A 26,222-nucleotide genomic window follows, 5' to 3' on the forward strand; every position below is an offset into this window, starting at 1 on the left:
GGGGCAGCGGGGTCAGAGGGACCGGGCCAAATGGCCCGATCCGGTCACTCAAAGGGCGCTTAGGCCGCTTCGGTCTGCTTCTGGTTTTCGAGGTATTCCAGCAGGGTCTCGGGGCTGGAAACACCGTAGGGGTCATCGCCGTGGTTGTCGCTGATGCCGGGCTCTTCGAACCATGCTTCGATCTGACCGTCGTTGACGATCGCCGCATAGCGCCAGCTGCGCGCGCCGAAGCCGAGGTTGTCTTTGGCCACCAACATGCCCATGCGGCGGGTGAACTCGCCGGACCCATCAGGGATCACGTCGATGTTCTGGACGCCCTGCATCTCTTTCCACTTGTTCATGACAAAGCTGTCGTTGACCGACAGGCAATAGATCGCGTCGATGCCATGCTCTTGGAACGCTGCGAAGTTGTTCTCAAAACCGGGCAGCTGGTAGGTGCTGCATGTCGGCGTGAAGGCACCGGGGAGCGAGAACAGAACAACGCGCTTGCCTTTGAAGAAGTCTTCGCTGGTTTTGTCTTCCCAGCGGAAGGGGTTGTTGCCTTCGATGCTTTCGTCGCGCACGCGCGTTTTGAAGGTGACGTTGGGAACTTGAATACCGGGTTTCATCGCGTCTCTCTTTCTCGGATTGGAATCTTTGTCGGTTGGTAGCCCATATAGGCAGCCTGAGCAACTCTCGCAATGCTGCAACTGCATTGTAATTTTCCGTTTAGAAAACAAAGCACTAAATCATTGGCCGGGGGTGATGCCGCTGGTGCATGGCAGCCTTGTCTTGGGTGCGCATGCTGTAGGTGGTCATCGGGTCAAGGACTGTGATAAACAGGGTTCGACACAATGATCAGAGGCCCCCGATGCGCGATCTGAAGATACCCGAACAGCGCCACCCCGAAAAGGCGCGCAAGCCCGACAACGCCCAGCCAAAAAAACCGAGCTGGATCAGGGTCAAAGCGCCCGGCGGCAAGGGCTATGCCGAGACGGCGCGCATCATGCGTGACAACAAGCTGACCACGGTCTGCGAAGAAGCGGGTTGCCCCAACGTTGGCGAATGCTGGTCTCAGGGGCACGCCACGATGATGATCATGGGCGAGGTTTGTACCCGCGCCTGTACCTTCTGCAACATCGCCACCGGCAAGCCGCCTGAGGATTTGGATGTGTTCGAGCCGGGCCGCGTGGCCGATGCTGTCGCCAAGCTGGGGTTGAACCATGTGGTTATCACGAGCGTTGATCGCGACGATATCGAAGATGGCGGGGCGGAGCACTTCGCCCAGACCATCCGCGCCGTGCGCCACCGCAGCCCCGACACGACGATCGAAATTCTAACACCGGATTTCATCCGTTGCGGTCCCGAAGCCCTTGAAAAGGTTGTCGAAGCGCGGCCGGATGTGTTTAACCACAACCTCGAAACCGTACCGGGCCTCTACCCCGAAGTGCGCCCCGGCGCGCGTTACTTCCACTCCCTCCGCCTGCTTCAGCGGGTAAAGGAGCTGGACCCGTCGATGTTCACCAAATCTGGCATCATGGTGGGCTTGGGCGAAGATCGGCAATCGGTCATTCAGGTGATGGAAGACATGCGCGCCGCCGACATCGATTTCCTGACCATTGGCCAGTATCTGCAGCCCACGCCTAAGCACCACGCGCTGGACCGTTTTGTCACGCCGGAGGAATTCACCTCCTACGAAAAAGCGGCCTACGGCAAGGGCTTCCTCATGGTTTCCGCCACGCCGCTGACCCGGTCGAGCTATCACGCGGGCGACGATTTCGCGCGTCTGCGCGAGGCGCGGAACCGCAAGCTGGGTATCGCGTAATCCTAGGAAGACGCGCCCGGCGTTAACCGCCGGGCAGGGCTTTGAGGTAGGCCGCAATCGCTTCGCGGTCGCTTTCGGGGAGTTGGGCAAGGTTGCTGACCACCTCGGCCATCTCTCCGCCCGCGCTATCCCATTCTGGCGTGAAGCCGGAGGTGAAATATTCCACCAGATCGGCCTTGGACCACTCAAGATGTGCGGGCGTGATGCCGGGAATGCGCCCCTTGCCCGAGGGGTTCGGCGCGCCGGTCAGCCAAGCGTCCTGCTCTAACCCGCCCAAGGCGTTGCGTGGCGTGTGGCATTCGCCGCAATGGGCCAGCCCTTCGACAAGGTAGCGCCCGCGCGCTACCTGTGTGTCTGACGCATCGGCCAGCACGAAATCTTCGTCAAAGAACATAACCTTCCACGCGCCGAGGCCCCGGCGGATGTTGAAGGGAAAACCCACCTCATGCGGCAGGCTCGGGACATCTGCAGCGGGCAGGGTTTGCATATAGGCAAAGAGGTTCACCACGTCCTGCGGGGCGAGGTGTTGGTAGGCCGTATAGGGAAAGGCGGGGTAGTAGTGCTGGCCTTCGGGCGAGACGCCGCGCGTCACGGCGCGGGCAAACTCTGGCAAGGTCCAGTCGCCGATGCCATGGTATGCATCGGGCGAGATATTGGGCGCGTGGAAGGTGCCAAAATCGCTGGGGAAGGGCAGGCCACCGGCCAGAACCAGCATCTCCCCCCTCACTCTCGGGGGCGGCATGGCACGAAACGCAGCCCCCGGCAGCAAAGACCCGCGCCCCCGCTTCCGGGTCAGGCGTCAGACCTGCGCCATAAGACGGCTCAAGCGGATCGGGCCGGGTTGCGACCCAGCCAAGGGCCGCGCCGAGAACGGCACAGCCCAGCAGTACAGGGACAATAGGGCGCAAGGATCAGTTCTTGGGGCCGCGGTAATCGTCGTGGCAGGCGCCGCAGGCCTTGCCCACCGCACCCATGCCCGCTTTCAGGGCGTCAAGATCGGTGCCTGCGGCCTCGATCATATCCGCGCTGGCGGTCTCCAGCGCCATGAAGGCGTCGTTGAACCCCTCAGAATCGCTCCAGATTTCGGCCTTGGCGCGGGACCCTTCAACGGCGCCTTGCTCAGTGCCCTCAAGCCAAAGCGTGCCGGGCTGAAAGCCCGCGGCGGCATGCAGGTTGGTGGCGGCAGCGGTTGCCATTTCAGCGTTATAGTCCGTCTCGCCCTTGGCCATCCCGCCCAAGATGCCGGTGTGGTAGGCGATCAGTTGCATCTGCGCATGGCGCGCGTTCACCGCGTCACTCGCGGCTTTTTCGCTGTGGTTAGCGGCGAAGCCGGCAGTGGCGATCAATGCGGCGCTGACGCCGATGGCAGTAATGCTTTTGGTCAAATACATGGTCATCTCCCTTTTCTTGCCGCAGCGTAGCATGGGAGGGGCGGGTCACAAAAAACAAAAAAGTGATCAGCAGGATACAGGCGCGCTTCGGCTTAGAACCGGCGGGGGATACGCTCTGCCGTGGCCCAGTCGGGCCAATAGCCCAGCCATTCGATCGACCCGATGGCCAAGGCCGCCGCGATGATTGCAAAGACCACGATCACCCGTTTCCCCGAGGGTGGATTGCGCGCCCATTGGGACATCCGCAGCAGCCACCGCGGGTCCATCACGTAAAGCGAACTTTCCCGATGAAAGGCAGGTTGCGGTTGCGTTGGGCAAAGTCGATGCCATAGCCCACGACGAATTCGTCCGGGATTTCAAAGCCGGTCCAATCCGCTTTCAAATCCACTTCGCGCCGGGTGGGTTTGTCGAGCAGGGCAATGGATTTCAGCCGCGCTGGTTCGCGCGAGCGGAGCAGGTTGGTGACATGGTGCAGGGTGTGGCCGGTGTCGACGATATCCTCGACGACCAGCACGTCGCGCCCTTCGATTGCGCCGCGCAAATCCTTGAGAATGCGCACTTCCCGGCTGCTCTCCATGCCGTCGCCATAGCTGGACGCTTCGAGGAAATCGACCTCGATCGGCAGGTCCAATTCGCGCACCAGATCGGCGATGAACACAAAAGACCCGCGCAGCAGGCCGACCACGACCAATTTATCGGTGCCGTTGAATTCGTCATGGATCTCACGGCAGAGATCCTCGATCCGCGCCGCGATGGCCTTGGCCGAGATCATTTCGTCGATGACATAAGGCCCGTGTGCCATGGTTTTGCCCTTGAATCTGCGGGGTTGAGACGTGAAATAGGGGGTAACCTGCAACGCAACGGAACGCAATGCCCACCCATTCAGAGACCCGCCAACTGCCCTATAGCGCGCAACAGATGTATGATCTTGTCGCCGATGTGGCTCGCTATCCCGAATTCCTGCCTTGGACCGCTGCAGCGCGCATTCGCAGTGACGAAGACCGGGGCGATCACCGGGTGATGGAAGCCGATCTTGTGATCTCTTTCAAAGTGTTTCGGGAGCGGTTCACCAGCCGCGTCGTGCTCTGGCCCGAGGCCAAGAAGATCGACACCGAATATCTGGATGGGCCGTTCAAGTATATGAAATCAAACTGGCATTTCGAGGATAACCTCGAAGGCTGTCAGGTGCATTTCTTTGTCGATTTCGAATTCAAGAACATGATCCTGCAAAAGGTCATCGGCGTGGTTTTCAACGAAGCGATGCAGCGCATCGTGCGGGCCTTTGAGAACCGTGCGAAAGAGCTTTACGGGCCCAAAGGCTAAAGCGCCGCGAAGCCTCGCAGCAACAGGCCAAGCGCGTGGTCACGGGCCGCAAGCCGTACCGTGTCGCGGCCCTGGGCGCCGAACTCGATCGTTTCCGTCTGAATGCCCGCCGCTGTGGCAAGGCCAAAACAAACGCGGCCTTCGGGTTTATGCTCTGATCCGCCGGGCCCGGCGATGCCTGTGATTGATACGGCGATCTGCGCCTCAGAGTTTGCCAACGCGCCCGCCGCCATCTCTGCGGCCACCTGTTCAGACACTGCACCCAATTGCGCGAGCGTCGCCTCTGAAACGCCCAACATCGCGATTTTCGCGGCATTGGTATAGGTCACGAAGCCCCGGTCGAGCAGCGCCGAAGACCCCGGCAAGTCAGTCAGTGCGGCAGCTACTATTCCGCCCGTGCAACTCTCCGCACAAGCAACCATTGCGCCGGTTTCGCGTGCCTTTTCCAAGAGTTGCGCCGCGAGGATCATTTACAGGGCCCCGTGGTAAAGCGCCGCCAAGGCCATGACGCCAAGGGCGGCGAAGATGCCGGCAAAGATATCATCCAGCATCACGCCCCACGGCCCGCCCTGACGGTCTGCCCAGCCAATGATCAGCGGTTTGGTGATGTCAAAGAGCCGGAATAGGGCAAAGGCGGCGATCCAACCGGGCCACATGGCAAGGATCGGAATTTGCATGAACCAAGCGGCATAAGACAAGGGCAAAAGCGCGATCCACTGGCCGACCAATTCGTCGATCACCACTTCGCCCGGATCATGATCCGGCCCGCCCGCCGTGTAGCGCGCAGTGGCCCACCAGCCCAAAGGGATCGCCACGAGGATGCCGATCACCAGGAGGGGAAAGCCCCCAACACATGCAGCAGCCACGCATAGGGCAGGGCGATGAGCGACCCCCAAGTGCCCGGCGCGGGGCGGATGTGGCCGACGCCCAGAAGCGTCGCGATCAGATGAGCAAGGGTCATGTTTTCACCAATGTTGCTGTGGCCATACAGGCAATGCCTTCGCCGCGCCCGGTAAAGCCGAGGCGCTCGCTTGTGGTCGCTTTGACCGACACGCGGTCCAATTCGATCCCCAGCATCTCAGCCATCGAGGCGCGCATCGGTTGCACATGGGGGCCGATCTTGGGGGTCTCGCAGATGAGGGTGCAGTCGACATGGGTCAGGGTGAACCCCATATCGCGGGCGAGCTGTGCCGCGTGACGCAGGAAGATATCGCTCCGCGCGCCCTTCCACTGCGGATCGCTTGGTGGGAAGTGCTGGCCGATGTCGCCCCGTGCCAGCGCGCCATAGATCGCGTCAGTGACCGTGTGCAGCGCCACATCGGCGTCAGAATGGCCGACCAGCCCGTGGGTGTGCGGAATGTCGAGGCCGCAGAGGGTCACGTGATCTCCGGGGCCAAAGGCGTGCACGTCAAATCCGTTGCCGGTGCGAATGTCCATGCGGGTCTCCAATATGCGGGCGGCGCGGGCAAAATCCTCGGGCCGGGTGATTTTCAGGTTATCGGCGCTGCCTTGGGTGATGGCAACGGTCAGGCCCGCCGCGCGGGCGACTTCGACATCATCTGCCGCTTGGCCGTCGTGGGTGCCGTGGGCCGCGCGGATCGCGGCAAGGTCAAAGCCCTGCGGCGTCTGCGCGGCGAAAAGGGCGCTGCGGTCTTGCGTGCCGGTGACGCGGCCATCCGCGCCCTGCCAAAGCGCGTCGGTGACCGGCAGGCCCGGTGCGGCGGCTTGATGCTGGTCGAGCGCATCAATCACGCCAGCAATGATCTGGGCCGAAACGCAGGGCCGCGCGGCGTCATGGATCAACACCTTCTCCGCGTGCCGAATGGCCCCAAGCCCGCGTTGGACCGAGGCCGCACGCTCCGCCCCGCCGGTGGTGACGGTAACGCCTTGGGCCGCAAATGCCTCGGCTTGATCCATGTCGTCTTCGTGCAGCACCAGCACGATTTCGGTGATCTGGGGTAGGGTGCGAAACACGGCGAGGGTGTGATCGATCACACGCGCCCCCGCCAGCGCCTGCCATTGTTTTGGCTGCGGACCGCCCGCGCGGCTGCCGCGCCCTGCGGCAACGATCAAAGCTGCGATACTCATGCGGGCAATCTGGAAAACGTGGTGAACATGGCCCTGTCTAGGCAATGCGGCGGCGGGGTGCAATCTGGGGTGGCTGCCTAAAAAATAAGCAGTTGCTTGGCGCATAGCTGCTTTTCAGGCTAGTTTCATTGAGGTCACCCCGTGGCAGAGCTACACAGCAAGGGACCGCACAAGGATTAAGCACGTGACCGCCGACCCCCTGACATTCGACCCTCCGGTATTCCTCGCCCCGATGGCGGGGATCACCGATCTGCCCTATCGCAGCCTCGTGGCGCGATTCGGGGCCGGTTTGGTCGTGTCGGAGATGGTCGCCAGCCAAGAATTGCTCAGCCGCCGCCCCGGTACCCGAGAGAAGGCAGAGTTGGGGTTGGATGTCATCGGCACCTCCGTCCAGCTCGCGGGGCGCGAAGCCGAGCCGATGGCCGAAGCCGCACGGATGGTCGAGGCGATGGGTGCGCGGATCATCGACATCAACATGGGCTGCCCGGCCAAGAAAGTGACGCAGGGCGCCTCGGGCTCGGCGCTGATGAAGACGCCTGATCACGCGCTGCGGCTAATTGAGGCGGTTGTGGGCGCGGTCAACGTGCCTGTGACACTCAAAACCCGGCTCGGCTGGGACGACAATATGCTCAACGCCGCACCCATCGCCAAACGGGCCGAGGATGCGGGCGTGCAGATGATCACAATTCACGGGCGCACGCGCTGTCAGTTCTACAAGGGCCGCGCCGATTGGGCCGCGATACGGGCGGTGAAAGAAACGGTGCGCGTCCCCGTCATCGCCAATGGCGATATCACTGGCAGCGATGAGGCACGCCAAGCCCTGCGGCTGTCGGGCGCAGATGGTGTGATGGTCGGGCGCGGCGCGCAGGGGCGGCCTTGGCTGCTGGCGCAAATCGCGCATGACCTGCACGGACGCGCCAAACCGATGATCCCCAAAGGGGCCGCAATGGCCCAGATGGTGGCCGAACATTACGACGAGATGCTGCGTTTTTACGGGGTCGATCTTGGGGCCAAAGTCGCCCGCAAGCATTTGGGCTGGTATATGGACCATTGCGCCACCCCCGCCGATCTGCGCCGCGCCCTGCTGACGGCGGGGGAGGTGAAAACCACCTTTGATCTGATCGCAGAGGCTATGCAGTACGACGCCGCGGCGGCTCAACCTCCGGTCGCGGCATGAGGGCCGAGATACCTGAGCGGCAGGTTTGGACCTCTTTGCCGGTGCCTGCCTTTATCGTCAGCGCCGACGACCGGGTCGCGGATTTGAACCCTTCCGCCGAAGGCTTCCTCAATGCCTCGGCCCGCGCCACGATTGGCCAGTCGATCTGGAAGTTGATCGCGGTGGATCACCCGCTTGAGGCCGCGTTTGCCCGTGCGCGGCTGCAGGGCACGCCGCTGTTCGTGAATGACGTGGATGTCGGCGCGATGCAGCGCGCGCCTTTGCAATGCGGCTTGCAGATTGCGCCGCTGGTGGGCGGGGCGGGGGAGATGGTTCTGATGATCACCCCGCGCGAATTGGCCGGGCGCATCACCCAAGATCACAGCGTAAAATCCGCCGCCAAATCCGCCATCGGCATGGCCGAGATGCTGGCCCATGAGATCAAGAACCCTTTGGCCGGGATCACCGGCGCGGCGCAGCTTTTGTCGATGAACCTGTCCAAAAGTGATCTGGAACTGACCGATCTCATCGTTGCCGAAAGCCGGCGCATCGTGAAACTGCTGGAGCAGGTCGAGCAATTTGGCAACCTCATGGCGCCCGAGCGCAAGCCGGTGAACCTGCATGATGTGCTGGACCGCGCGCGGCGGTCGGCGCTGTTGGGCTTCGGCTCAAAGATGAAAATCACCGAGGATTACGACCCCTCTCTGCCGCCCGCGCTTGGTGATAAGGACCAACTTTTGCAGGTCTTGCTGAACCTCATCCGCAACGCGGCTGAGGCGGCGGGCGCGGCGGGGGCACCATCCGGCTGCGCAGCTTTTATGAACACGGGTTCCAGTTGCGCCGCGCCGATGGGGATGGCCAGCCGCTGCCCCTACAGATCGAGGTGATTGACGATGGCCCCGGCCTGCCGGATCATATCCGCGCCGATGTTTTCGATCCCTTCGTCTCGGGCCGGGAGAATGGCACCGGGCTGGGCCTCGCCTTGGTGAGTAAAATTATTTCAGATCACGGAGGCTGGATTTCAGTCAGTTCCGCCCCCGGTCGAACCGCATTCCGCATTTCGCTGCCGCGCGCGAGCGCCGCTGCCCTCAAGGAGAATTGACATGGATGGCACCATCCTCGTCGCCGATGACGACCGCACGATCCGCACCGTTCTGACCCAAGCGCTGACCCGCGCGGGCTGCAAGGTTCATGCCACTTCAAGCCTGACCACCCTGATGCGATGGGTCAGCGAGGGCAAGGGCGACGCGGTGATCTCTGACGTGGTCATGCCCGATGGCAACGGGTTGGAGATGCTCCCGAAAATCGCGCAGGACCGACCCGGCTTGCCGGTGATCGTGATCTCGGCGCAGAACACCATCATGACCGCGATCAAGGCGGCAGAGGCCGAAGCCTTTGACTATCTGCCCAAACCTTTCGACTTGCCGGATCTGATGAAGCGCACCGCTCGGGCCTTGGAGCAGCGCACGACGCTCAGCCGCAAAGCCGCCGCTGACGACGGTGCCGAGATCGACGCCGAGCGTGACGATCTGCCGATGATTGGCCGGACCCCGGTGATGCAGGCGCTCTACCGCACCGTGGCACGGGTGATGAACACCGATCTGCCGGTGCTTATCTGGGGCGAAAGCGGCTCGGGCAAATCGCTGATCGCGCGGGCGATTCACGACTTCTCAGACCGGCGCAGCCTGCCGTTCGTGACCGTGACGGATGCCGATCTTGCCGATATCGAAGGCCCTTCGCGGGTGTTGGCGCGGGTTGGCGGTGGTACCTTGATGATCGACGAAATCGCGGATTTCCCCCAAGATATTCAAGCCCGTCTGGTGCGGATGATGGATGCGCCGGGCGAAGACGCGCCGCGATTCATGGCCACCAGCCAAAGCGATCTGGATGCGGCGATGCAAGAAGGCAAGCTGCGCCGCGATCTCTATTACCGCCTGTCGGGGGCGACCCTCGAAGTGCCTGCACTGCGGGACCGGGTGGAGGACATCCCGCTTTTGGCCGATCACTTCTTGGCACGTGCCAACCCCGGGCCTGCGTCACCGCGCAAACTGTCGGACAAGGCCGCGCAAATCTTGCTGAAGTTTCCATGGCCGGGCAATGTGCGCCAATTGGAACATGCCATGCGGCAACTGGCACTGGCCAGCCAAGCGGCCGAGATCACGGCGAGCGAGGCCGAGCAGTTGCTGGGCGCACAAAGTGGTCCGGCACCGATGCAGACCGAGGCCGATACCGAACGGCTGGGTGCCTCGGTCGAGCGTCATTTGCAGCGTTATTTCGACCTGCACGGCTCCATGCTGCCGCCTCCGGGGCTTTACGCGCGGATCCTGCGCGAAGTCGAACTGCCGATGATCGAAATCGCGCTTGCCGCGACGGCAGGGAACCAAGCTAAATGTGCCGCTTTGCTGGGAATTAACCGAAATACTTTGCGTAAGAAGATCACCGACCTCGATATTGAGGTGACACGGGGCCGCAAGATGATGTAAAAGAGCCACATAACAGTGGCCATCGGGGTACTCTCCCGTTCAGGACCACATAATATGGCGGTTGATGCAGCAATGCATCACAACATCGGTGAGGTATGCGGGTGGCAACCCGGTCACGCAGGTTCAAGCTCGAGCGGTTGGGGCGTCTCAGGCGAGTCAAGCGGCTGCGCAATTGGTCCACCTTTGGGCTGGTGGTGCTGGGGCCGGTTTTGGCGCTTGCGACCTATCTGGCACTCGGGCCTTTGGGGCAGGGGGCGGATACGCTCAACCTGCGGCTCATTCTGTTGTCCGATCTGGTCTATGTGCTGCTGGTGGCGGCGCTGGTTCTCATTCAGGTCGGGCGGCTGATCTCGGCGCGCCGCGCCAAATCGGCTGGCTCTCGGTTGCACCTGCGGTTGACGGGCGTCTTTGCCCTGATGGCGCTGATCCCGACCGTCACGGTGGCGATTTTTGCAGGGCTTACGGTGAACGTGGGGCTTGAGGGCTGGTTTTCTGACCGGGTCAGCGGCGTGGTCGGCTCATCGCTCGCGGCGGCCGAGGCCTATGAGGCCGAGCAGCGCGAGGCCCTGATATTGGACGCGCGGACCCTTGCCCGCAGCATCGACAGCGCCCGCGCGCAGGGCATCAACCTAAGCGACAGTGAGCTTTTGGGCGAGGGCCAGCGGCAAATTCAGCGCGGCCTGCGCGAGGCGTTTCTGATCGACAGCACCGCGCAGATCCGGGCGCGGGGGGATCGGTCCTATCTCTTTGATTTCGAAGCACCCACCGAGGTGCAGCTTGATACCGCCAGTGACGAGGGCCTTTTGGTCATCGAGGACTGGCCCAACAATGAATTCCGCGCGCTGGTGCCGATGGACGCCTATGTCGATCGTTTTCTCTATGTCTCCCGCGCGGTGGATGGTGAGATTCTGGCGCTGCTGGATGAGACCAAAGAAACGGTGCGCCTGTACCAGCAGCTTGAATCCGAACGCGGGCGGCTGCTGTTCGAATTTGCCCTTGTTTATCTGGGCTTTGCGGTGATCCTCATTCTGGCCGCCGTTTGGCTGGGCCTGTGGTTTGCCGAACGGCTTTCCGGTCCGGTTGGGCGCCTGACCGGGGCCGCGCAACAGGTGGGCGCGGGTGATCTGAATGTGCAGGTCCGCGAAGAAGAGGGCGATGACGAAATTGCCATGCTGGGGCGTTACTTCAACCAGATGACCCGGCAGTTGAAGGGTCAGCGCGAGACGCTGTTGGAAAATACCGACCAGATCGAGCGCCGTCGCCGGTTGTTCGATTCCGTGCTAAGCTCGGTGACCTCGGGCGTTGTGGGGCTTGACCCGGAGGGGCGCGTCACCTTCGTGAACCGCTCTGCCATGCGGCTGCTGGACTGGTCGGAAGATCAGCAAAGCCTGCCGCTGACCCTTGCCGTGCCGGAGTTCGGCCCGCTGTTCGAGACGGTGAAGGCCGCGTCGGACGAAGTGGCGCAGGCGGAGATCAAAGTCTCGCGCCAAGGGGCGATGGAGAACCTCTTGGTGCGCATGGCGACCCGGCGGTCCAAGGATGGCGATCTTGAAGGCTATGTGGTGGCCTTTGACGATGTGACCGATCTGGTCAGCGCGCAGCGCATGGCCGCTTGGGGCGACGTGGCGCGCCGGATTGCCCATGAGATCAAGAACCCGTTGACGCCCATCCAGTTGAGTGCCGAGCGCATCCGCCGCAAGTTCGGCCCCAAAATGGCCGAAGGCGATGACGACGCGCTGGAACAAATGACCGGGGTGATCATCCGCCAAACCGGCGACCTGCGGCGCATCGTCGACGAATTCTCAAAATTCGCGCGGATGCCCGAGCCGGAAACCAGCCGTCAGGACATCCGGCAATTGCTGCGCGATGCCGTGTTGCTTCAGCAAAGCAGGCAGGAAGAGGTGGTGATCAAGCTTGACCTGCCCACGCAGCCGGTCATGGCCAATATCGACGGCACGATGATCTCGCAGGCGCTGACCAACCTGATCAAGAACGCGGGCGAAGCCATTGAAAGCCTGAAGAAAGAAGGCACGCCCGAGGGGCATGTGCCGCAAATTCGCGTGACGCTAAAACCGGAAAACCGGCTTTTGCGGCTGACCATCGCCGACAACGGCATCGGCCTGCCCGAAGACCGCGCGCGGCTGTTCGAGCCCTATGTGACCACGCGCAGCGAGGGCACCGGACTGGGCCTGCCCATCGTCAAAAAGATTATCGAGGAACACGGCGGCAGCCTGACGCTCGAAACCGCGCCCGCATTCGACGGGCAACACCATCACGGTGCCATGGCAGTCATTTCACTGCCCTTGGCCATCGACGCAACGACAGACCAAGGGGATAAGGCAGATGAGTGACATTCTGATTGTAGACGACGAACGCGACATCCGTGAGTTGATCTCGGACATCCTTGAGGATGAAGGCTTTGCCACGCGCTTGGCCAGCAATTCTGATGAGACGATGGCCGAGATCAACACGGAAGCGCCCGCGCTGATCATCCTCGACATCTGGTTGAAAGACAGCCGGATGGACGGGATCGATATTCTAAAGACCGTCAAACGGGACAATCCCGATGTGCCGGTGGTGATTATCTCGGGCCACGGCAATATCGAGATTGCCGTGGCGGCGATCAAGCAAGGGGCTTACGATTTCATCGAAAAGCCCTTTAACATCGATCAATTGCTGGTGGTGATCCGCCGCGCAATGGAAACCTCGCGCCTGCGCCGGGAGAACCAGAACCTCAAGCGCCGCGATGTGGCGACTTCGGAGATGATTGGCACCTCCGCATCCTATCGCGCCTTGCTGGGCCAGCTTGACAAGGTGACCAAATCCAATGGCCGCGTGATGCTGACTGGCCCCGCGGGGTCGGGCAAGGAAGTGGCGGCGCGCTATATCCACGCCCATTCCGCCCGCGCCTCGGCGCCCTTTGTCACCGTCAACTGCGCCGGGGTGGCGCCTGATCGGATGGAAGAGGTGCTCTTTGGCCGGGAGACGCCGGACCGCGGGGTCGAGCCGGGGCTGCTGGAGCAGGCCCACGGCGGGGTGATCTACTTTGATGAGGTCGCGGACATGCCGCTTGGCACCCAGTCCAAAATCCTGCGGGTGCTGGTGGACCAACAGTTCACCCGCGTGGGCGGGACCGACAAGGTGCGCGTCGATCTGCGGGTGATCTCTTCGACGAACCGCGATCTGGATCAGGCGATCAAGGCAGATACCTTCCGGCAGGAACTCTATCACCGTCTGAACGTCGTGCCGATTGCCGTGCCGTCCTTGGAGGAGCGGCGCGAGGATATTCCGCTGCTGGCCGAACATTTCATCGCCGAGTTCAACACCTCCCAAGGTCTGCCGCAGCGTGCGTTGACCGAAGATGCCGTTGCTCTGATGCAGACGATGGTCTGGCCCGGCAATGTGCGCCAGCTTAAGAACCTTGTTGAGCGGGTGCTGATCCTCGGGGATGGCACCGGCCCGATCGAGGCCCGTGAACTGCCGGGCGAAGAGGAAAACGGCGGCGATGAGGGGCGCGTGGTGCTTTCCGGCGCGCTGGCAACGCTGCCGTTGCGCGAAGCGCGCGAGGCTTTCGAGCGGGAGTATCTGCTGACCCAGATCAACCGCTTTGGCGGCAACATCAGCCGGACAGCAAATTTCGTCGGGATGGAGCGCAGCGCCTTGCACCGCAAACTGAAATCCCTCGGCGTTGTGACCTCGGCCAAGGCGGGTGTGCGCGTGGCCCATGTGGACGAGGAAATCGAAGCGGCTGGCTGACCCCCGCCGCAGAACTGCGAGGGGCGTGCCCCCTCGCGCAGCGCCTCACCCTTGGGTGACGATTTGGAACGACCCATCGCTGTTGCGGATCACGCAGGACTTGGGGTTGAGTGCGGGCAGCGTGGTGGTGGCGCGCGCAGGTGCGGCGCGGGCCACATTGCTGGGGCAGGCGGGTATCGACACCGGCGCAAAGCCTTTGTCGGCCATACATTGCCCCTCAACCCGGTTGCGCAGGTCTTGGTTGGGGTCGAAGGTCACCAACTCACCCGGCACGTAAAAGCCGCCCCGCGTGGTGCAGTTGTTATTGGCATCGCAATGGCGACGCTCGGGCACATAGCGCGGCGGTTCGCGGCGGATTTGGGTTGAGATCGGCACATCGCGCAGGGCCTGCACCTCGCAAGAGGTGGTGGCCCGGTTGACCTGCGCAACGGTCGCGCCCGGTTTGTAATAGGTGTTCAGCGGTGCGCAGGCCGCAGCCATCAGGGCGACAAACGTCAGGGCAAAGGCGCTGCGCGATGCGCGTGGGGATATCGGTTTCATGACCCCATGATGCCGCTGTTGGATGGTAAAGACAATTGATTTGACCCTTGCCAACCCATCTGTCATGCCCTCTAACCGACCCAAGACAACCCTCACACGATCTTTGCTTAGGGTAAGGAAGCCTTCATGAAAATCATCATTTGCGGCGCAGGGCAGGTGGGTTGGCAGATTGCCCGTCACCTCAGCGGAGAGCGCAACGATGTGACCGTGGTCGACAGCAATGCCGAATTGATCCGCCGCGCCACCGACACGTTGGATGTGCAGGGCATCGCCGGTTTCGCCAGCTACCCCGATGTGCTGGACCGTGCGGGCGCGCGGGACGCCGAGATGATCATCGCCGCGACCCACTCCGATGAGGTCAATATGGTGACCTGTCAGGTGGCGCATTCGGTCTTTGGCATCAACCGCAAGATCGCCCGTCTGCGCAGCCAGTCCTATCTGGATGCGATTTATTCCGACCTTTACCGGCGCGATCACATGCCGATCGACGTGGTGATTTCCCCTGAGAAAGAGGTCGCCACCGCAGCGCTCCAGCGCCTCAGTGCGCCAGCGGCTTTCGACACCGAGATTTTCATGGACGGGCAGGCGCAGCTTCTGGGCATTACCATCGACAGTGATTGCCCGGTGGTGAACACGCCGCTGCGTCAGTTGACCGATCTCTTCTCAACCCTGCGCGCCGTGGTCGTGGGCGTGCGCCGCGATGGCACACTTTTCGCGCCCGAGGCGAAGGATCAGCTTTTCGTCGGCGATGACTGCTATGTCTTTTCGCATCACGACGACATCGCCCGCACGATGGAGATTTTCGGCAAACAAACCACCAAGCAAGAGCGTGTTGTTCTTGTGGGGGGCGGCAATGTCGGGTTGACCGTGGCGCAGCACCTTGAGGCCGGACCGCTGCGCGTGCGCACCAAGATGATCGAGAAAAACCGCAAATGCGCCGAACGCGCCGCCGAAGGGCTTGAGCGGACGATCGTGTTGAACGGCGACGGGCTCGATGCCGCGCTGCTGGCCGAGGCGGGCATCAGCCGCGCCGATGCGATGCTGGCGGTGACGGATGACGACAAAACCAACATGTTGTCTTGTGTGCGCGCCAAGGCCGAGGGCTGCCCCTATGTCATCGCGCTGATCAACGATCCGACGCTGGTGCCGCTGATGACCCACCTTGGCATCGACGCCTATATCAATCCACGCGCCACGACGGTCAGTTCGATCCTGCGTCACATCCGCCACGGGCGGGTGCGGGCGGTCTATTCCATCGGCGATGCCGAGGCCGAGGTGATCGAGGCCGAAGTGCTGTCGACATCGCCCCTCGCGGGCAAAAAAGTGTCGGAAATTGACTTCCCCGAGGGCGTGTTGATCGGCATGCTGCGCAAAGAAGGCAAGGTGATCCGCCCCATGGGCAGCACACGGATCGACGAAGGGGATGTTGTTGCCCTCTTCGCTCTGGCCGAGGATGTGCCCCGGGTTGAGCAGCTTTTGCAGGTCTCGATCGACTTTTTCTAAGCGCAGGAGCGCCCTTGTGACGCAACCGACCAGCATCCGGCCGACCGGCATTCGCCGCGAGATCGTGCAACTGCCGCTGTTTTTGCAATTGTTCGGTGTCTCTGCTGTGTCGATGATCCTGCCGTCGATCCACGGGCTGGTGGTGAACGACCATCAGGCCAGCCGCGCTTTCCTCTATGCTGGGGTTTTGGGGCTTGTGGCATTTACCCTCATCGCCATTGCCCATGCCGGGCGCAAACCCTTGGACGGCGCACTTGGGCCGCTGCTATCGCTGCTCTCGGCCTTTGTTTTTCTGCCTGTGTTTTTTGCCGTGCCATTCCTTGAAGCTTTGCCGACGACGCGCTTTGTGAATGTCTATTTCGAGATGGTTAGCGCGCTGACCACCACGGGCGCTACAATGTTCGAAAACCCAGCACGGCTAAGCAACACGCTGCATCTGTGGCGCGCGCAGGTCGGCTGGATGGGCGGCTTGCTGATGTGGGTCACGGCGTCGGCCATTCTGGCGCCGCTGCATTTGGGTGGGTTTGAAGTGACGGCGCAGGCCGAACCGGGGCGGCCCGATGACCGTATCGGCGCCCGCATGGGCCGGATCACCCCGCGCCAACGTCTGCTGCGCACCACGCAGGCATTGCTGCCGATCTATTTCGGGCTGACGCTGCTGCTTTGGCTCTTGCTGGTCATCGGCGGAGAGACGGGCTTGGTGGCGCTCTGTCATGCCATGTCGGTCATGGCGACCTCGGGCATTTCGCCCATCGGCGGCGTGGCCGAAGCGCAGGTCGGCGTCACCGGCGAGGCGGTGATGATGCTGTTTATGCTCTTCGCCCTGTCGCGGCTGACCTTTTCCAAAGATACCGTGACCGCGACCCAAGGCGGGCTGATGACCGACCCAGAGTTCCGCATCGGTCTTTTGGTGGTGATCGGCGTGCCGTTGCTGCTGTTCGCACGCCACTGGATCGGCGCCTTCGAGGTTGAGGTCGAGGTTGACGGCACCCGCGCTTTGCACGCGCTTTGGGGCGGACTGTTTACCGTGCTGTCCTTCCTGTCGACGACTGGTTTCGTCTCTGAACATTGGGCCGAGGCGCAGAATTGGTCGGGGCTGCGCACGCCGGGGTTGGTGCTCATGGGGCTTGCACTGATCGGCGGCGGGGTGGCCACCACAGCGGGCGGGGTCAAGCTTTTGCGGGTCTTCGCGCTCTATCAAAACGGGGTGCGGGAGATGGACCGGCTGGTCTATCCCAATTCCGTCAGCGGCGCGGGGGCCGCCGGGCGTCGCTTGCAAAGCAACGGGGCCTTTATCGCGTGGATTTTCTTCATGCTTTTTGCCATGTCGCTCGCCGGAGTGACCCTTCTTCTGACTCTGACTGGCGCGTCCTTTGATGCGGCGGTGGTCATGTCGGTGGCCACGCTCTCCACGACCGGGCCGCTGATCGAACATGCTGCCGACAAACCCATCCATTTGATCGAACTGGGCGTGGCCGCGAAAATCATCCTCAGCGGCGCAATGGTGCTGGGTCGGCTGGAAACCTTGGCGATTATTGCGCTGATGACCCCGAATTTGTGGCGCGCCTGACACGTTTAGCGGTAGAACCGTCCTAGTCCGCTGATATTGGGGCTGGAAACTCACGCTTTCGCACTCCATACTTGAGGCAATGGGGGGTCCGGTACGCGGACGCCAGCAAGAACAAAAGGCGAGACTACCATGGCGTCAGACAGACAGAACCTTCAGGATGCGTTCCTAAACCACGTTCGCAAGACCAAGGTCCCGGTGACAATTTTCCTGATCAATGGCGTCAAATTGCAGGGTGTGATTACCTGGTTTGACAACTTCTGCGTTCTGCTGCGCCGCGACGGTCAATCGCAACTTGTCTACAAGCACGCGATTTCGACCATCATGCCAAGCCAGCCGATCAGCCTTTATGAGGGCGAAGACGCTTCTTGAGCCGTCCAGCATTTCAGATCGACAACAGCGATGGGCCCCGCGTAACGCGCGCTTGGGTGCTGCATCCTGATATCAAGACCGACAACGACCGGCGCGCGCCTGAGCCCGCGCTGGCCGAAGCCGTTGCATTGGCCGAAGCGTTGCCAGAGCTTGAGGTGGTGGGGGCCGAAGTCGTGCCCCTGCGTACCGTTCATGCCGGGATGCTGTTTGGCAAAGGTAAGATCGAGGAACTCGATCAGCGCATGAAGGAAGCCGAGGTTGAGCTTGTGCTGGTTGACGGTCCGGTGACCCCGGTCCAGCAGCGCAACCTTGAGAAGGCTTGGGGCGTCAAGCTGCTCGACCGCACCGGTTTGATTTTGGAGATCTTTAGCGACCGCGCGGCGACCCGTGAAGGGGTGCTTCAGGTCGAGATGGCCGCGCTGAACTATCAGCGCACGCGCCTTGTTCGCGCATGGACCCACCTTGAGCGTCAGCGCGGCGGTTTGGGCTTTGTTGGTGGTCCGGGTGAGACGCAGATCGAGGCGGACCGCCGCGCGATCGACGACCAGTTGGTGCGTCTGCGCCGGCAGTTGGAAAAGGTCGTGAAAACCCGCGCCTTGCACCGCGCCGCCCGTGCCAAAGTGCCGTTCCCGATCGTCGCGCTTGTGGGCTATACCAACGCCGGAAAATCCACGCTTTTCAACCGCCTGACCGGGGCCGAGGTTATGGCCAAAGACATGCTCTTTGCCACGCTCGACCCGACCATGCGCAGCCTTGTCCTGCCCGATGGGCCAGAGATCATTCTCAGCGACACGGTGGGGTTCATCAGCGATCTGCCCACCGAACTCGTCGCAGCCTTCCGCGCCACGCTGGAAGAGGTGCTTGCCGCCGATATCATCTGCCATGTGCGCGATGTGTCCCATACCGAGACTGAAGAGCAGGCCCAGAACGTGCGCGATATTCTCGCCTCACTCGGCGTCCCGAAAGAGACCCGCAGTTTCGAGGTTTGGAACAAGCTGGACCTGCTCCCCGAAGACCGCGCCGACGCCATGCGCGCGCGGGCTGCGCGCAACGACGACGTGCTGGCAATCTCGGCCATTACCGGCGAGGGGCTTGAGGCGTTTCAGGAAACCATCGCCGAAGCGCTGCAGGGGGCGGTGCGCGAGGCCGAATTGACCCTCGGCTTTGCCGAAGGCAAGAAACGCGCCTGGCTGTTTGCGCAGGACGTGGTGGAAGGTGAGCGTCAGACCGAAGACGGGTTTGAGATCACCGTGCGTTGGTCCGCGCGCCAAGAGGCTGAATTCCAGCAGATTTGAAAGCTACAACGCAGGCTGCGGCAATTTTTGCCCCGGCAAGCATCGAAATCGACCCGCTGCGTCGCATATGGTGAAACGACCTTTTGCGGAGCGCGCCACATGACTCTCGTCATCCTTTATATCTCAACCGCCGTGATCTTCCTCGGGCTGGACTACCTTGGACTGACCTATCTCATCAAACCCGTGTTTGAGCGTGATATCGGAGACTGGCTGCTGGATGAATTCCGCGTCGCCCCGGCGCTGATCTTTTACGCCTTCTTCGTGGCGGTGGTGCTGTGGTTCGTGTCTTGGCCCGCGATGATGCAGGATCATTCTTTCCTTTGGGTCTTTGGCAATGCGCTGCTGATCGGCGCGATGGGCTATGGCACCTATGAGTTCACCAATCTGGCGACGCTCAAGGATTGGACATGGGCCATGGTGGCGCGAGACTTCGCCTGGGGGTCGGTCCTGACCGGCACGGCGGCAACCGCAGGCGTGGCGATCACCCGTGCGTTGACCTAGCGGCCATTCTCGGTCGACCAGCGCCATGCGCCGGGTTGCAGTCCGGCCAGTTCCCAATCACCCACGCTGGCGCGGATCAGCCGCAGGGTGGGCAGCCCCACATGCGCCGTCATGCGCCGCACTTGCCGGTTGCGCCCCTCGCGGATGGTGATGCGCAGCCAAGCGTCGGGCACCGTCTTGCGAAAACGCACGGGCGGGTCGCGCGGCCAAAGCGCCTCGGGCGCGTCGATCAGATCCACTTGGGCCGGTTTCGTAACGCCGTCTTTCAGTTCCACCCCCTGCGCAGCGCCTCAAGGGCCGCGGCATCGGGCGTGCCTTCGACCTGTACCAGATAGGTTTTGGGCCGCTTGTACTTGGGATGCGCGATGCGGGCTTGCAGGGGGCCGTGGTCGGTCAGCACCAAGAGCCCTTCGCTGTCGCGATCAAGCCGCCCTGCGGGATAAAACCCCTTTTCGTCGATATAGGCCGAGAGTGTGGGCCGCGTGCTGCCCTCAGTGCCTTTGTCGGTGAATTGCGACAGCACGCCGTAGGGTTTATTCAGCAAGATCACGCGGGCGGTCATTGGGCAGGCTCCAATCGTGTCACGCCCACGGCGGCGGCGCGGGCCAGTTCGGCGTCGAGTGACATCGGAATATATTCGCCCCGCCGCCAGAGTTGCGCCATGTCGTCGTAATGCCGCGACAGGAAATGCCCCGATTGCCCGGTGGAGGTGACAAAGACCGAACTGTCGGGATCGGCAAAGTCATAGACCCCGCGGTAGCCTGCACCATGCACATTATAGAATGGGTCTTTGCCGGTGCCGCGGGTCAGCCCCCGTTGCAGGGTATTGTCCCCACCCGAGGTCGACTGGCGGATGTTCACGAAGTAGCGCAGCAGCGGCACGTCGCCCAAGACGGGGTGATCATGGGTCGCCTGATGCGCGTCGCCCCAGCGGAGGGATTCCAACTGCGTGCCCCAAGTCTCTTTGATCCAGAGCAGGGCGTCGTCCAATGCCAGTCGCGCCATGTCATGGCACGTCTCTACTGGCGCGGATTGGCGCACGTCGCACCATTTCGCGGCGCCTTGCACATCGCGGAAGGCGCGTTCGATGAAGAGCGGTTGAATATGGGTGAATTCTTCGGCCAATGGCCCCAGTTCATCCCGGATAAGACGGTCCTGCAGGGCGCGGATCCATGCGGCATAGATCAGCGGCTCGGGCAGGTGTTCGTTCATTTCACCCGACCAGCCTGCCAGCAGATCCAGTGCGCGCTGGCGTTGGCGTTCGGGCGTGCCATCGGGCGCGGCCTCTCCGGTGAACCACAGCTCGGCGCCGATCAGCGGCAAGAGCGCGCGGGCCGTGGGGCTGACCGTATCAAGCTGCGCTTCGATGAAACTGTCGCGTGTATGAACCTCGCGGTTCTGCATCAGCCGCTGCCAGCGTTGCACCCGCTGTGTGTCGCCCCAGACGAAAGAGACATGGTTGGGAAAGGGGCGATCGACGGTCTTGTTGTTGGTGTTGCCAAGGATACCGCCCGCAGGGGCGATGAACTCTGGGTTGGCGGTATAGGGCAACATGCCGTCCCAACGGTTCGCGGCGATCCAACCGGGACTGGGCATGCGCCCTTTGCTTTGGTGATTGGCATCGCGGCGCGGCATGGCGCCGATGGTTTTCATGGCGATGGTGTCACGGTCCACCAGTGTGAGGTTCTGTGCCGGGGCCACATAGTCGGTCGCGGCATTGATCGCCTGCTGCACCGATTTCGCGCGCATCACCTTCATCGCGGCGGCAAGCGAGGTGTCTTCTTCGGTAAAGAGGGTCGAGGCGACAGAGGCCACATGCCCCGGCGGCGTGATGCTGCCAAGGTTGTAATGGCTGCCCGGCAGCACCGGGCCATTGTCGGTCCAACGTAGGGTAACGGTGATCGGATCGGCATCCGCGATATTGATGATCGACGAGCGTTTGCGGAATTTCTTGAACCCGTCGGGGGTGCGGTATTCTTCGGTGTTTTCCGGGTTCAGCTCTTCGATATAGACGTCTTGGTCGTCGACATAGGCGGTGGTCAGCCCCCAGCCCAGATCGGCGCTGCGGCCTGTCAGGACCACGGGCATGCCGGGTATAGTGCCGCCGATCACGCCGCCGGTCTCAAGCTCCAGCCGGGCCAGATACCAGATCGCCGGGGCGGTGAACCCCAAGTGCGGATCATTGGCCAAAAGCGTGCCGCCCGCGGCAGAGCGCGACGGCGCTGCGGCCCAAGCGTTGGACGCGCCGGCGAAAGCCTGCCGCTTGAATGGCGACAGCGGGTGACTGTCCATCGGGGCCGCTGCGGCGTGGCGCGTCGTCACGTCAGGAAAGAGGGCGGCATATTCAGGCAGGGCGGCGACCCCGCTGCCCGGCGCATCCGGCAGGATGTCGCGCAGGCGGTCTTGGTCGCTCAACTCCAACGACACCCGTGCGCGCAGCACTTCGGCCTCTAGGTGGCCCGACATCTGCAGGCCCATCAGCTTGGTCACGGCCAATGAGTCGGCGGGCCGCCACGGGGCCATGGGTGCGTTGAAAAGCCACATCTCGGGCGCGCCACGGCCCAAGGCTTCGGTGTTGATCTGATCTAGGCGGGCGTTGATCCCGGCGGAATAGGCCTCAAGTGCCGCGTCGGTTTCGGGGTCAAGCTCACCTGCGGCCGCCACGGCAAGACGGTAGATATCATAGCGCCGCATCAGCTTGTCGGTGGTGACGGTGGCGGTGCCAAAGACCTCAGACAGGCGCCCCTGCGCGGTGCGCCGCAGGGTGATCAACTGCCACAGCCGGTCTTGGGCATGGGCGAAGCCAAGGCCATAAAATACGTCTTCGTCGGTTTCGCCAAAGATATGCGGCACATTGGCGTTGTCGCGCACGATCTCGACCGGGGCGCTGACGCCTTGGACATCAACCCGATCATCATAGTCGGGCAACGACCGCGCGGCGAACCAGTAGACCAGCAGCAAAACCACGACGCTCAACGTGACGAGAAACACCGCCAATCGGATAAGCCAGCGAAACATCAATGCCATCGGGGGATCCTCGGCTGGCGCGCAGATTGACCGGAGCGCGCAGGGTGGTAGGTGTTGTGACAGGGAATAACGCAACTGAATGATAAGGAAAAGCACATGGCAAAGCTCGCGTTTTTGGGACTGGGGGTCATGGGGGCTCCGATGGCGGGGCATCTGCAAAAGGCCGGCCACGAAGTGACCGTCTATAACCGCACCGAAGCCAAGGCCGAAGACTGGGTGAAAACCTATGGCGGCGCCATGGCCAAGACCCCGCGCGCGGCGGCAAAGGATGCGGATTTCGTGATTGCCTGCGTTGGCAATGACGATGACCTGCGCTCGGTCTGTCTGGGAGAGGACGGGGCCTTTGGCGGCATGACGGCGGGGGCGATCTTTGTCGATCACACGACCGTTTCAGCGGCCGTCACGCGCGAACTTTACGCCGCTGCCGATGACGCGCAGGTGAGCTTTGTCGACGCGCCGATTTCGGGTGGTCAGGCAGGAGCGGAAAACGGCCAATTGTCGATCATGTGTGGCGGAGATGAGGGCGCCTTTGACCGGGCGCTGCCGATCATGGAGGTCTACTCCAAGATTTGCCGCCGCATCGGCGACAGTGGCGCAGGCCAGATGACCAAGATGTGCAACCAGATCGCCATCGCCGGGCTGGTGCAGGGCCTCTCTGAGGCACTGCATTTCGCCGAGAAGGCGGGCCTCGATGGCCGCGCGGTGGTTGAGGTCATCAGCCAAGGCGCGGCAGGCTCGTGGCAAATGGAAAACCGCTATGAAACCATGCTCGACGACAAGTTTGAGCACGGCTTTGCGGTGGATTGGATGCGCAAGGATCTGGGCATCTGTCTGGATACGGCGGATGAGACAGGGGCCAGCCTGCCGGTTACGGCACTGGTCGATCAGTTCTACAAGGATGTGCAAAAGCAGGGCGGCGGGCGTTGGGATACGTCGAGCCTGATCAAACGCCTGCGCGCCATGGGCTAAGGCTGTTTGCAAAAGAAAAAGGGCAGCGCCGGATGAAACTGGCGCTGCCCTTCAAAGACCATCGGTCGACCCTGCGTTAGGGGATGATCCGCGTGTATTTCGTGCCTTCCAGTGTCGCGCCGATCCGCAGCCCCGCGCGCCCAAAGACCGCTGCCAGAACCGGAGCCATGACAGTGGTCGTATCGGCGCTCACGCTGTCGCCCTTGTCGGAGATCACGTATTCCAGACCGGCGCCAGCCGCCCAACCCGGCGAGCTGCGGAATTCGCGCAGCGCGGGCTCGGTCATGAAGAACAGCACATGCGCATATTGCTGCGCGCCAATCTGCAAGCCGCCCGAAGCTTTGGTCACCGAGTAGTAGTCCACCGTCACGTCGTTGACGCGTAACGCGCCGCGCCCGTAAGCGCCGCCAAAGCCAAGGCCCGCTTCGGTCACCAGCGGCATGACCAGCATGCCATTGGCTTTTTCGGCCAACTGCCGGGTGTTGGGATAGCCGCGGTACATCTCGGCCAGGGTCGCATCGACGCGCGCGTCGATCATGGCGCCGCCCCGTCCGCCCACGCCGTTGCCGCAAGCCGCGGTTGCGCCAAGGGCCGTAAGGGCGCCCAAAGTCACAAAGCGCCGGTTATATGTCTGATTGCTCATCTTTTCTGCCTGTATGTTCAAGATCGATTGCCTGCTGCCGGTTTTCCCGACTTATGCGCGAGATTACGCATAATCACGCGCTTTGTCATGTCGGTTGGACCCTTTGCGCAGATTTACGCCCTTAGGTCACGCGCTTTTGGCCAAAAGCCGGGCAACATCGGGGGCAAAGTAGGTTAGCACCCCATCACAACCCGCGCGCTTAAAGGCCAAAATGCTCTCCATCATTGCGCGTTCGCCGTCGATCCACCCTTGGTCCGCCGCGCCCCGGATCATGCTGTATTCTCCCGAGACCTGATAGGCGAAGGTCGGCGCGCCAAAGGCGTCTTTCACGCGGCGGCAGATATCAAGGTAAGGCATGCCGGGTTTGACCATGACCATATCCGCGCCTTCCGACAGGTCGCGCGCCACCAGCCGCAGGGCTTCGTCGCTGTTGGCGGGATCCATCTGATAGGTCTTTTTGTCGCCGGTCAGGGCCGAAGAGGCACCCACCGCATCGCGGAACGGGCCGTAAAAGGCGCTGGCGTATTTGGCGGCATAGCTCAGGATCATCACGTCATGATGCCCGGCCTGCTCAAGGGCGTCACGGATTGCGCCGATGCGCCCGTCCATCATGTCCGACGGTCCGATGATATCGGCACCCGCTTCGGCTTGGGCCAGCGCCATCTTGACCAGCGCCTCAACCGTGCGGTCATTCACGATGATGCCGTTTTCGACAAAACCATCGTGGCCGTTGATGTTATAGGTGTCCAACGCGACATCTGTCATCACCACCATCTGCGGTATGGCCTCTTTGATCGCCGCGATGGCGCGGTTGGTCGCGTTTTGCGGATCCCAGGCGCGGGCGCAATCCTCGGTCCGGTCCTCGGGGCCGGTATAGGGAAAGACACAGACCGTACCGATGCCGAGATCGGCCGCCTCGCGCACCGCCGCGACCAGCGTGTCGACCGAGCGGCGCATGACCCCGGGCATGGAGGGGATCGGTTCTTCCACGCCTTCGCCTTCGCGCACGAAAACCGGCCAGATCAGATCGCCCAGTTGCAGGTCATTCTCGCGCACCAGCGCGCGGATACCGGCGTTGGCACGGGTGCGGCGCAGGCGCGTGGCGGGGAAGGGGGCGTGGACGGGTTGCATCAAAATTACCTCAGAATGGCTTGGCATGGGCTTGCCATGTATTTTTGAACGCCTCAACCCTATGAATTGTCGCGCCGGACCGCTAAGAGATGCGAACTTAAATTTCGGACGAGCACGCCTTGGACTGGTACCAGACCCTTTTCGAAATGATTGACATGCGCTCTTTCTCGAACCTGTGGTTCTGGATCGCGCTGGCTGTGATGTGGTCGACCGCAAGCCATTGGGTATTGGGCGTGCCCTTTGACATGGTGCTGCGCGCCCGACGTTATGGGGGCGAGGCGCAGGCCGATCTCGAAGACATCGTGCGGATCAACGTGAACCGGCTGCTCTATATCTCGCAGGTCTCGGGGCTTTGGCTCTTGGGGCTGGGTTTTTTCGCGCTGACCTCTCTGGTGCTTTTGGGGTTCGTCTATGCCATCGAATTCGCCCAAGCCCTGCTGCTGCTGGGGTTCCCCATGTCGCTGGTCGGGCTGCTGAGCCTGTCGACCGCGCGGCTCATCCGCATCGAAGGCTCCACCGGCGACGTGTTGCAGCGGCGCCTGATGCGGCACCGGCTTTATACCCAGATCATCGGCATGTTCTCGATCTTCGTGACCGCGCTTTGGGGAATGTATCAAAATCTAAGCATTGGCCCGCTGGCGGGTTGACAGGCCCCCCGTGAGGCCCAATTGAG

Annotated in this window: 23 protein-coding genes and 4 pseudogenes; 14 read left to right on the top strand and 13 right to left on the bottom strand. The window is 62.2% G+C overall.

The window, feature by feature from the left end:
* Positions 1–59: 59 nt before the first annotated feature.
* Positions 60–608: a peroxiredoxin gene (locus tag ACFQAU_RS14980; protein ID WP_120351182.1), complete on the bottom strand. Its 549-nt coding sequence runs from the start codon at positions 606–608 to the stop codon at positions 60–62.
* Between the two features lie 242 nt (positions 609–850).
* On the opposite strand from ACFQAU_RS14980, the gene lipA reads away from it, so the two are divergent.
* Positions 851–1,804 carry a lipoyl synthase gene (lipA, locus tag ACFQAU_RS14985; RefSeq protein WP_120351181.1) on the top strand — a complete coding sequence of 318 codons (954 nt, stop codon included), beginning with the start codon at positions 851–853 and terminating at the stop codon, positions 1,802–1,804.
* Positions 1,805–1,826: 22 nt separating this feature from the next.
* On the opposite strand, the pseudogene ACFQAU_RS14990 reads toward lipA, so the two are convergent.
* The 4 genes and pseudogenes from ACFQAU_RS14990 to hpt all read right to left on the bottom strand — a co-directional run bounded on the left by ACFQAU_RS14990 (position 1,827) and on the right by hpt (position 3,997).
* Positions 1,827–2,712, bottom strand: a pseudogene (locus tag ACFQAU_RS14990) (c-type cytochrome).
* A 3-nt stretch (positions 2,713–2,715) separates the two neighbouring features.
* Positions 2,716–3,195, bottom strand: a complete 480-nt coding sequence (locus ACFQAU_RS14995) for a c-type cytochrome (RefSeq protein ID WP_165935519.1) — start codon at positions 3,193–3,195, stop codon at positions 2,716–2,718.
* Between the two features lie 92 nt (positions 3,196–3,287).
* Positions 3,288–3,464, bottom strand: a complete 177-nt coding sequence (locus tag ACFQAU_RS15000) for a hypothetical protein (RefSeq protein WP_165935520.1) — start codon at positions 3,462–3,464, stop codon at positions 3,288–3,290.
* Positions 3,461–3,997, bottom strand: a complete 537-nt coding sequence (gene hpt / locus ACFQAU_RS15005) for a hypoxanthine phosphoribosyltransferase (RefSeq protein WP_067630594.1) — start codon at positions 3,995–3,997, stop codon at positions 3,461–3,463. Before hpt ends, ACFQAU_RS15000 begins: the two co-directional genes overlap by 4 nt.
* A gap of 68 nt (positions 3,998–4,065) precedes the next feature.
* Here hpt and ACFQAU_RS15010 point away from each other — a divergent pair, with 68 nt between their 5' ends.
* Complete coding sequence (locus ACFQAU_RS15010) at positions 4,066–4,518, top strand: type II toxin-antitoxin system RatA family toxin (protein WP_067630597.1); 453 nt, start codon at positions 4,066–4,068, stop codon at positions 4,516–4,518.
* On the opposite strand, the gene ACFQAU_RS15015 is transcribed toward ACFQAU_RS15010, so the two are convergent.
* The 3 genes and pseudogenes from ACFQAU_RS15015 to ACFQAU_RS15025 form a co-directional block, all read right to left on the bottom strand.
* Positions 4,515–4,988: a CinA family protein gene (locus ACFQAU_RS15015; protein ID WP_132443310.1), complete on the bottom strand. Its 474-nt coding sequence runs from the start codon at positions 4,986–4,988 to the stop codon at positions 4,515–4,517. The genes ACFQAU_RS15010 and ACFQAU_RS15015 overlap by 4 nt on opposite strands.
* A pseudogene (locus ACFQAU_RS15020) lies at positions 4,989–5,479 on the bottom strand (phosphatidylglycerophosphatase A family protein). It abuts the gene before it with no gap.
* Complete coding sequence (locus ACFQAU_RS15025; RefSeq protein WP_132443312.1) at positions 5,476–6,606, bottom strand: bifunctional 2-C-methyl-D-erythritol 4-phosphate cytidylyltransferase/2-C-methyl-D-erythritol 2,4-cyclodiphosphate synthase; 1,131 nt, start codon at positions 6,604–6,606, stop codon at positions 5,476–5,478. Before ACFQAU_RS15025 ends, ACFQAU_RS15020 begins: the two are co-directional and overlap by 4 nt.
* A 232-nt stretch (positions 6,607–6,838) precedes the next feature.
* Here ACFQAU_RS15025 and dusB point away from each other — a divergent pair, with 232 nt between their 5' ends.
* From dusB to ntrX, 5 genes and pseudogenes are all read left to right on the top strand, one after another.
* Positions 6,839–7,783, top strand: a complete 945-nt coding sequence (gene dusB, locus ACFQAU_RS15030; RefSeq protein ID WP_240791544.1) for a tRNA dihydrouridine synthase DusB — start codon at positions 6,839–6,841, stop codon at positions 7,781–7,783.
* Positions 7,780–8,864: pseudogene (locus ACFQAU_RS15035) on the top strand (two-component system sensor histidine kinase NtrB). Before dusB ends, ACFQAU_RS15035 begins: the two are co-directional and overlap by 4 nt.
* A 1-nt stretch (position 8,865) precedes the next feature.
* A complete protein-coding gene (locus ACFQAU_RS15040) occupies positions 8,866–10,245 on the top strand; it encodes a response regulator (protein ID WP_132443314.1) in 1,380 nt (459 codons plus the stop codon).
* A 95-nt stretch (positions 10,246–10,340) separates the two neighbouring features.
* Positions 10,341–12,596 (top strand): sensor histidine kinase NtrY-like, encoded by a 2,256-nt coding sequence (locus ACFQAU_RS15045; protein ID WP_132443315.1) that lies wholly within the window; start codon positions 10,341–10,343, stop codon positions 12,594–12,596.
* Complete coding sequence (gene ntrX, locus ACFQAU_RS15050) at positions 12,589–14,001, top strand: nitrogen assimilation response regulator NtrX (protein ID WP_120351172.1); 1,413 nt, start codon at positions 12,589–12,591, stop codon at positions 13,999–14,001. The genes ACFQAU_RS15045 and ntrX overlap by 8 nt, the downstream gene beginning before the upstream one ends.
* A gap of 45 nt (positions 14,002–14,046) precedes the next feature.
* On the opposite strand, the gene ACFQAU_RS15055 is transcribed toward ntrX, so the two are convergent.
* The gene (locus ACFQAU_RS15055; protein ID WP_240791520.1) at positions 14,047–14,541 is read right to left on the bottom strand and encodes a hypothetical protein; all 495 of its coding nucleotides are present in this window, start codon (positions 14,539–14,541) and stop codon (positions 14,047–14,049) included.
* Between the two features lie 126 nt (positions 14,542–14,667).
* Between ACFQAU_RS15055 and trkA the strand changes: the two genes are divergently transcribed.
* The 5 genes from trkA to ACFQAU_RS15080 all read left to right on the top strand — a co-directional run bounded on the left by trkA (position 14,668) and on the right by ACFQAU_RS15080 (position 19,779).
* Complete coding sequence (trkA, locus tag ACFQAU_RS15060) at positions 14,668–16,044, top strand: Trk system potassium transporter TrkA (protein WP_120351171.1); 1,377 nt, start codon at positions 14,668–14,670, stop codon at positions 16,042–16,044.
* A gap of 16 nt (positions 16,045–16,060) precedes the next feature.
* On the top strand, positions 16,061–17,614 hold the full coding sequence (locus tag ACFQAU_RS15065) for a TrkH family potassium uptake protein (protein ID WP_206054252.1): 1,554 nt from the start codon (positions 16,061–16,063) through the stop codon (positions 17,612–17,614).
* Between the two features lie 129 nt (positions 17,615–17,743).
* The gene (hfq, locus tag ACFQAU_RS15070; RefSeq protein ID WP_007119530.1) at positions 17,744–17,983 is read left to right on the top strand and encodes an RNA chaperone Hfq; all 240 of its coding nucleotides are present in this window, start codon (positions 17,744–17,746) and stop codon (positions 17,981–17,983) included.
* Positions 17,980–19,278, top strand: a complete 1,299-nt coding sequence (hflX, locus tag ACFQAU_RS15075; protein ID WP_120351170.1) for a GTPase HflX — start codon at positions 17,980–17,982, stop codon at positions 19,276–19,278. The genes hfq and hflX overlap by 4 nt, the downstream gene beginning before the upstream one ends.
* A gap of 99 nt (positions 19,279–19,377) precedes the next feature.
* Positions 19,378–19,779, top strand: a complete 402-nt coding sequence (locus tag ACFQAU_RS15080) for a DUF2177 family protein (RefSeq protein WP_132443316.1) — start codon at positions 19,378–19,380, stop codon at positions 19,777–19,779.
* Here ACFQAU_RS15080 and ACFQAU_RS15085 read toward each other — a convergent pair.
* A pseudogene (locus ACFQAU_RS15085) lies at positions 19,776–20,341 on the bottom strand (pseudouridine synthase). The gene ACFQAU_RS15080 and the pseudogene ACFQAU_RS15085 sit on opposite strands and share 4 nt — an antisense overlap.
* Positions 20,338–22,806, bottom strand: coding sequence for a penicillin acylase family protein (locus ACFQAU_RS15090; RefSeq protein ID WP_120351167.1), 2,469 nt, complete (start codon positions 22,804–22,806; stop codon positions 20,338–20,340). Before ACFQAU_RS15090 ends, ACFQAU_RS15085 begins: the two are co-directional and overlap by 4 nt.
* A gap of 96 nt (positions 22,807–22,902) precedes the next feature.
* Between ACFQAU_RS15090 and ACFQAU_RS15095 the strand changes: the two genes are divergently transcribed.
* Positions 22,903–23,775 carry an NAD(P)-dependent oxidoreductase gene (locus tag ACFQAU_RS15095; RefSeq protein ID WP_132443317.1) on the top strand — a complete coding sequence of 291 codons (873 nt, stop codon included), beginning with the start codon at positions 22,903–22,905 and terminating at the stop codon, positions 23,773–23,775.
* A gap of 76 nt (positions 23,776–23,851) precedes the next feature.
* On the opposite strand, the gene ACFQAU_RS15100 is transcribed toward ACFQAU_RS15095, so the two are convergent.
* A complete protein-coding gene (locus tag ACFQAU_RS15100) occupies positions 23,852–24,418 on the bottom strand; it encodes a lipid-binding SYLF domain-containing protein (RefSeq protein ID WP_067628155.1) in 567 nt (188 codons plus the stop codon).
* A gap of 126 nt (positions 24,419–24,544) precedes the next feature.
* Positions 24,545–25,549: a porphobilinogen synthase gene (gene hemB, locus ACFQAU_RS15105; protein ID WP_132443318.1), complete on the bottom strand. Its 1,005-nt coding sequence runs from the start codon at positions 25,547–25,549 to the stop codon at positions 24,545–24,547.
* A gap of 119 nt (positions 25,550–25,668) precedes the next feature.
* On the opposite strand from hemB, the gene ACFQAU_RS15110 reads away from it, so the two are divergent.
* Entirely contained in the window at positions 25,669–26,196 is a 528-nt protein-coding gene (locus ACFQAU_RS15110) for a component of SufBCD complex (protein ID WP_120351165.1), read from the top strand.
* Positions 26,197–26,222: the final 26 nt, after the last annotated feature.

The organism is Sulfitobacter profundi, assembly GCF_042661425.1.
GTDB lineage: Bacteria > Pseudomonadota > Alphaproteobacteria > Rhodobacterales > Rhodobacteraceae > Sulfitobacter > Sulfitobacter profundi.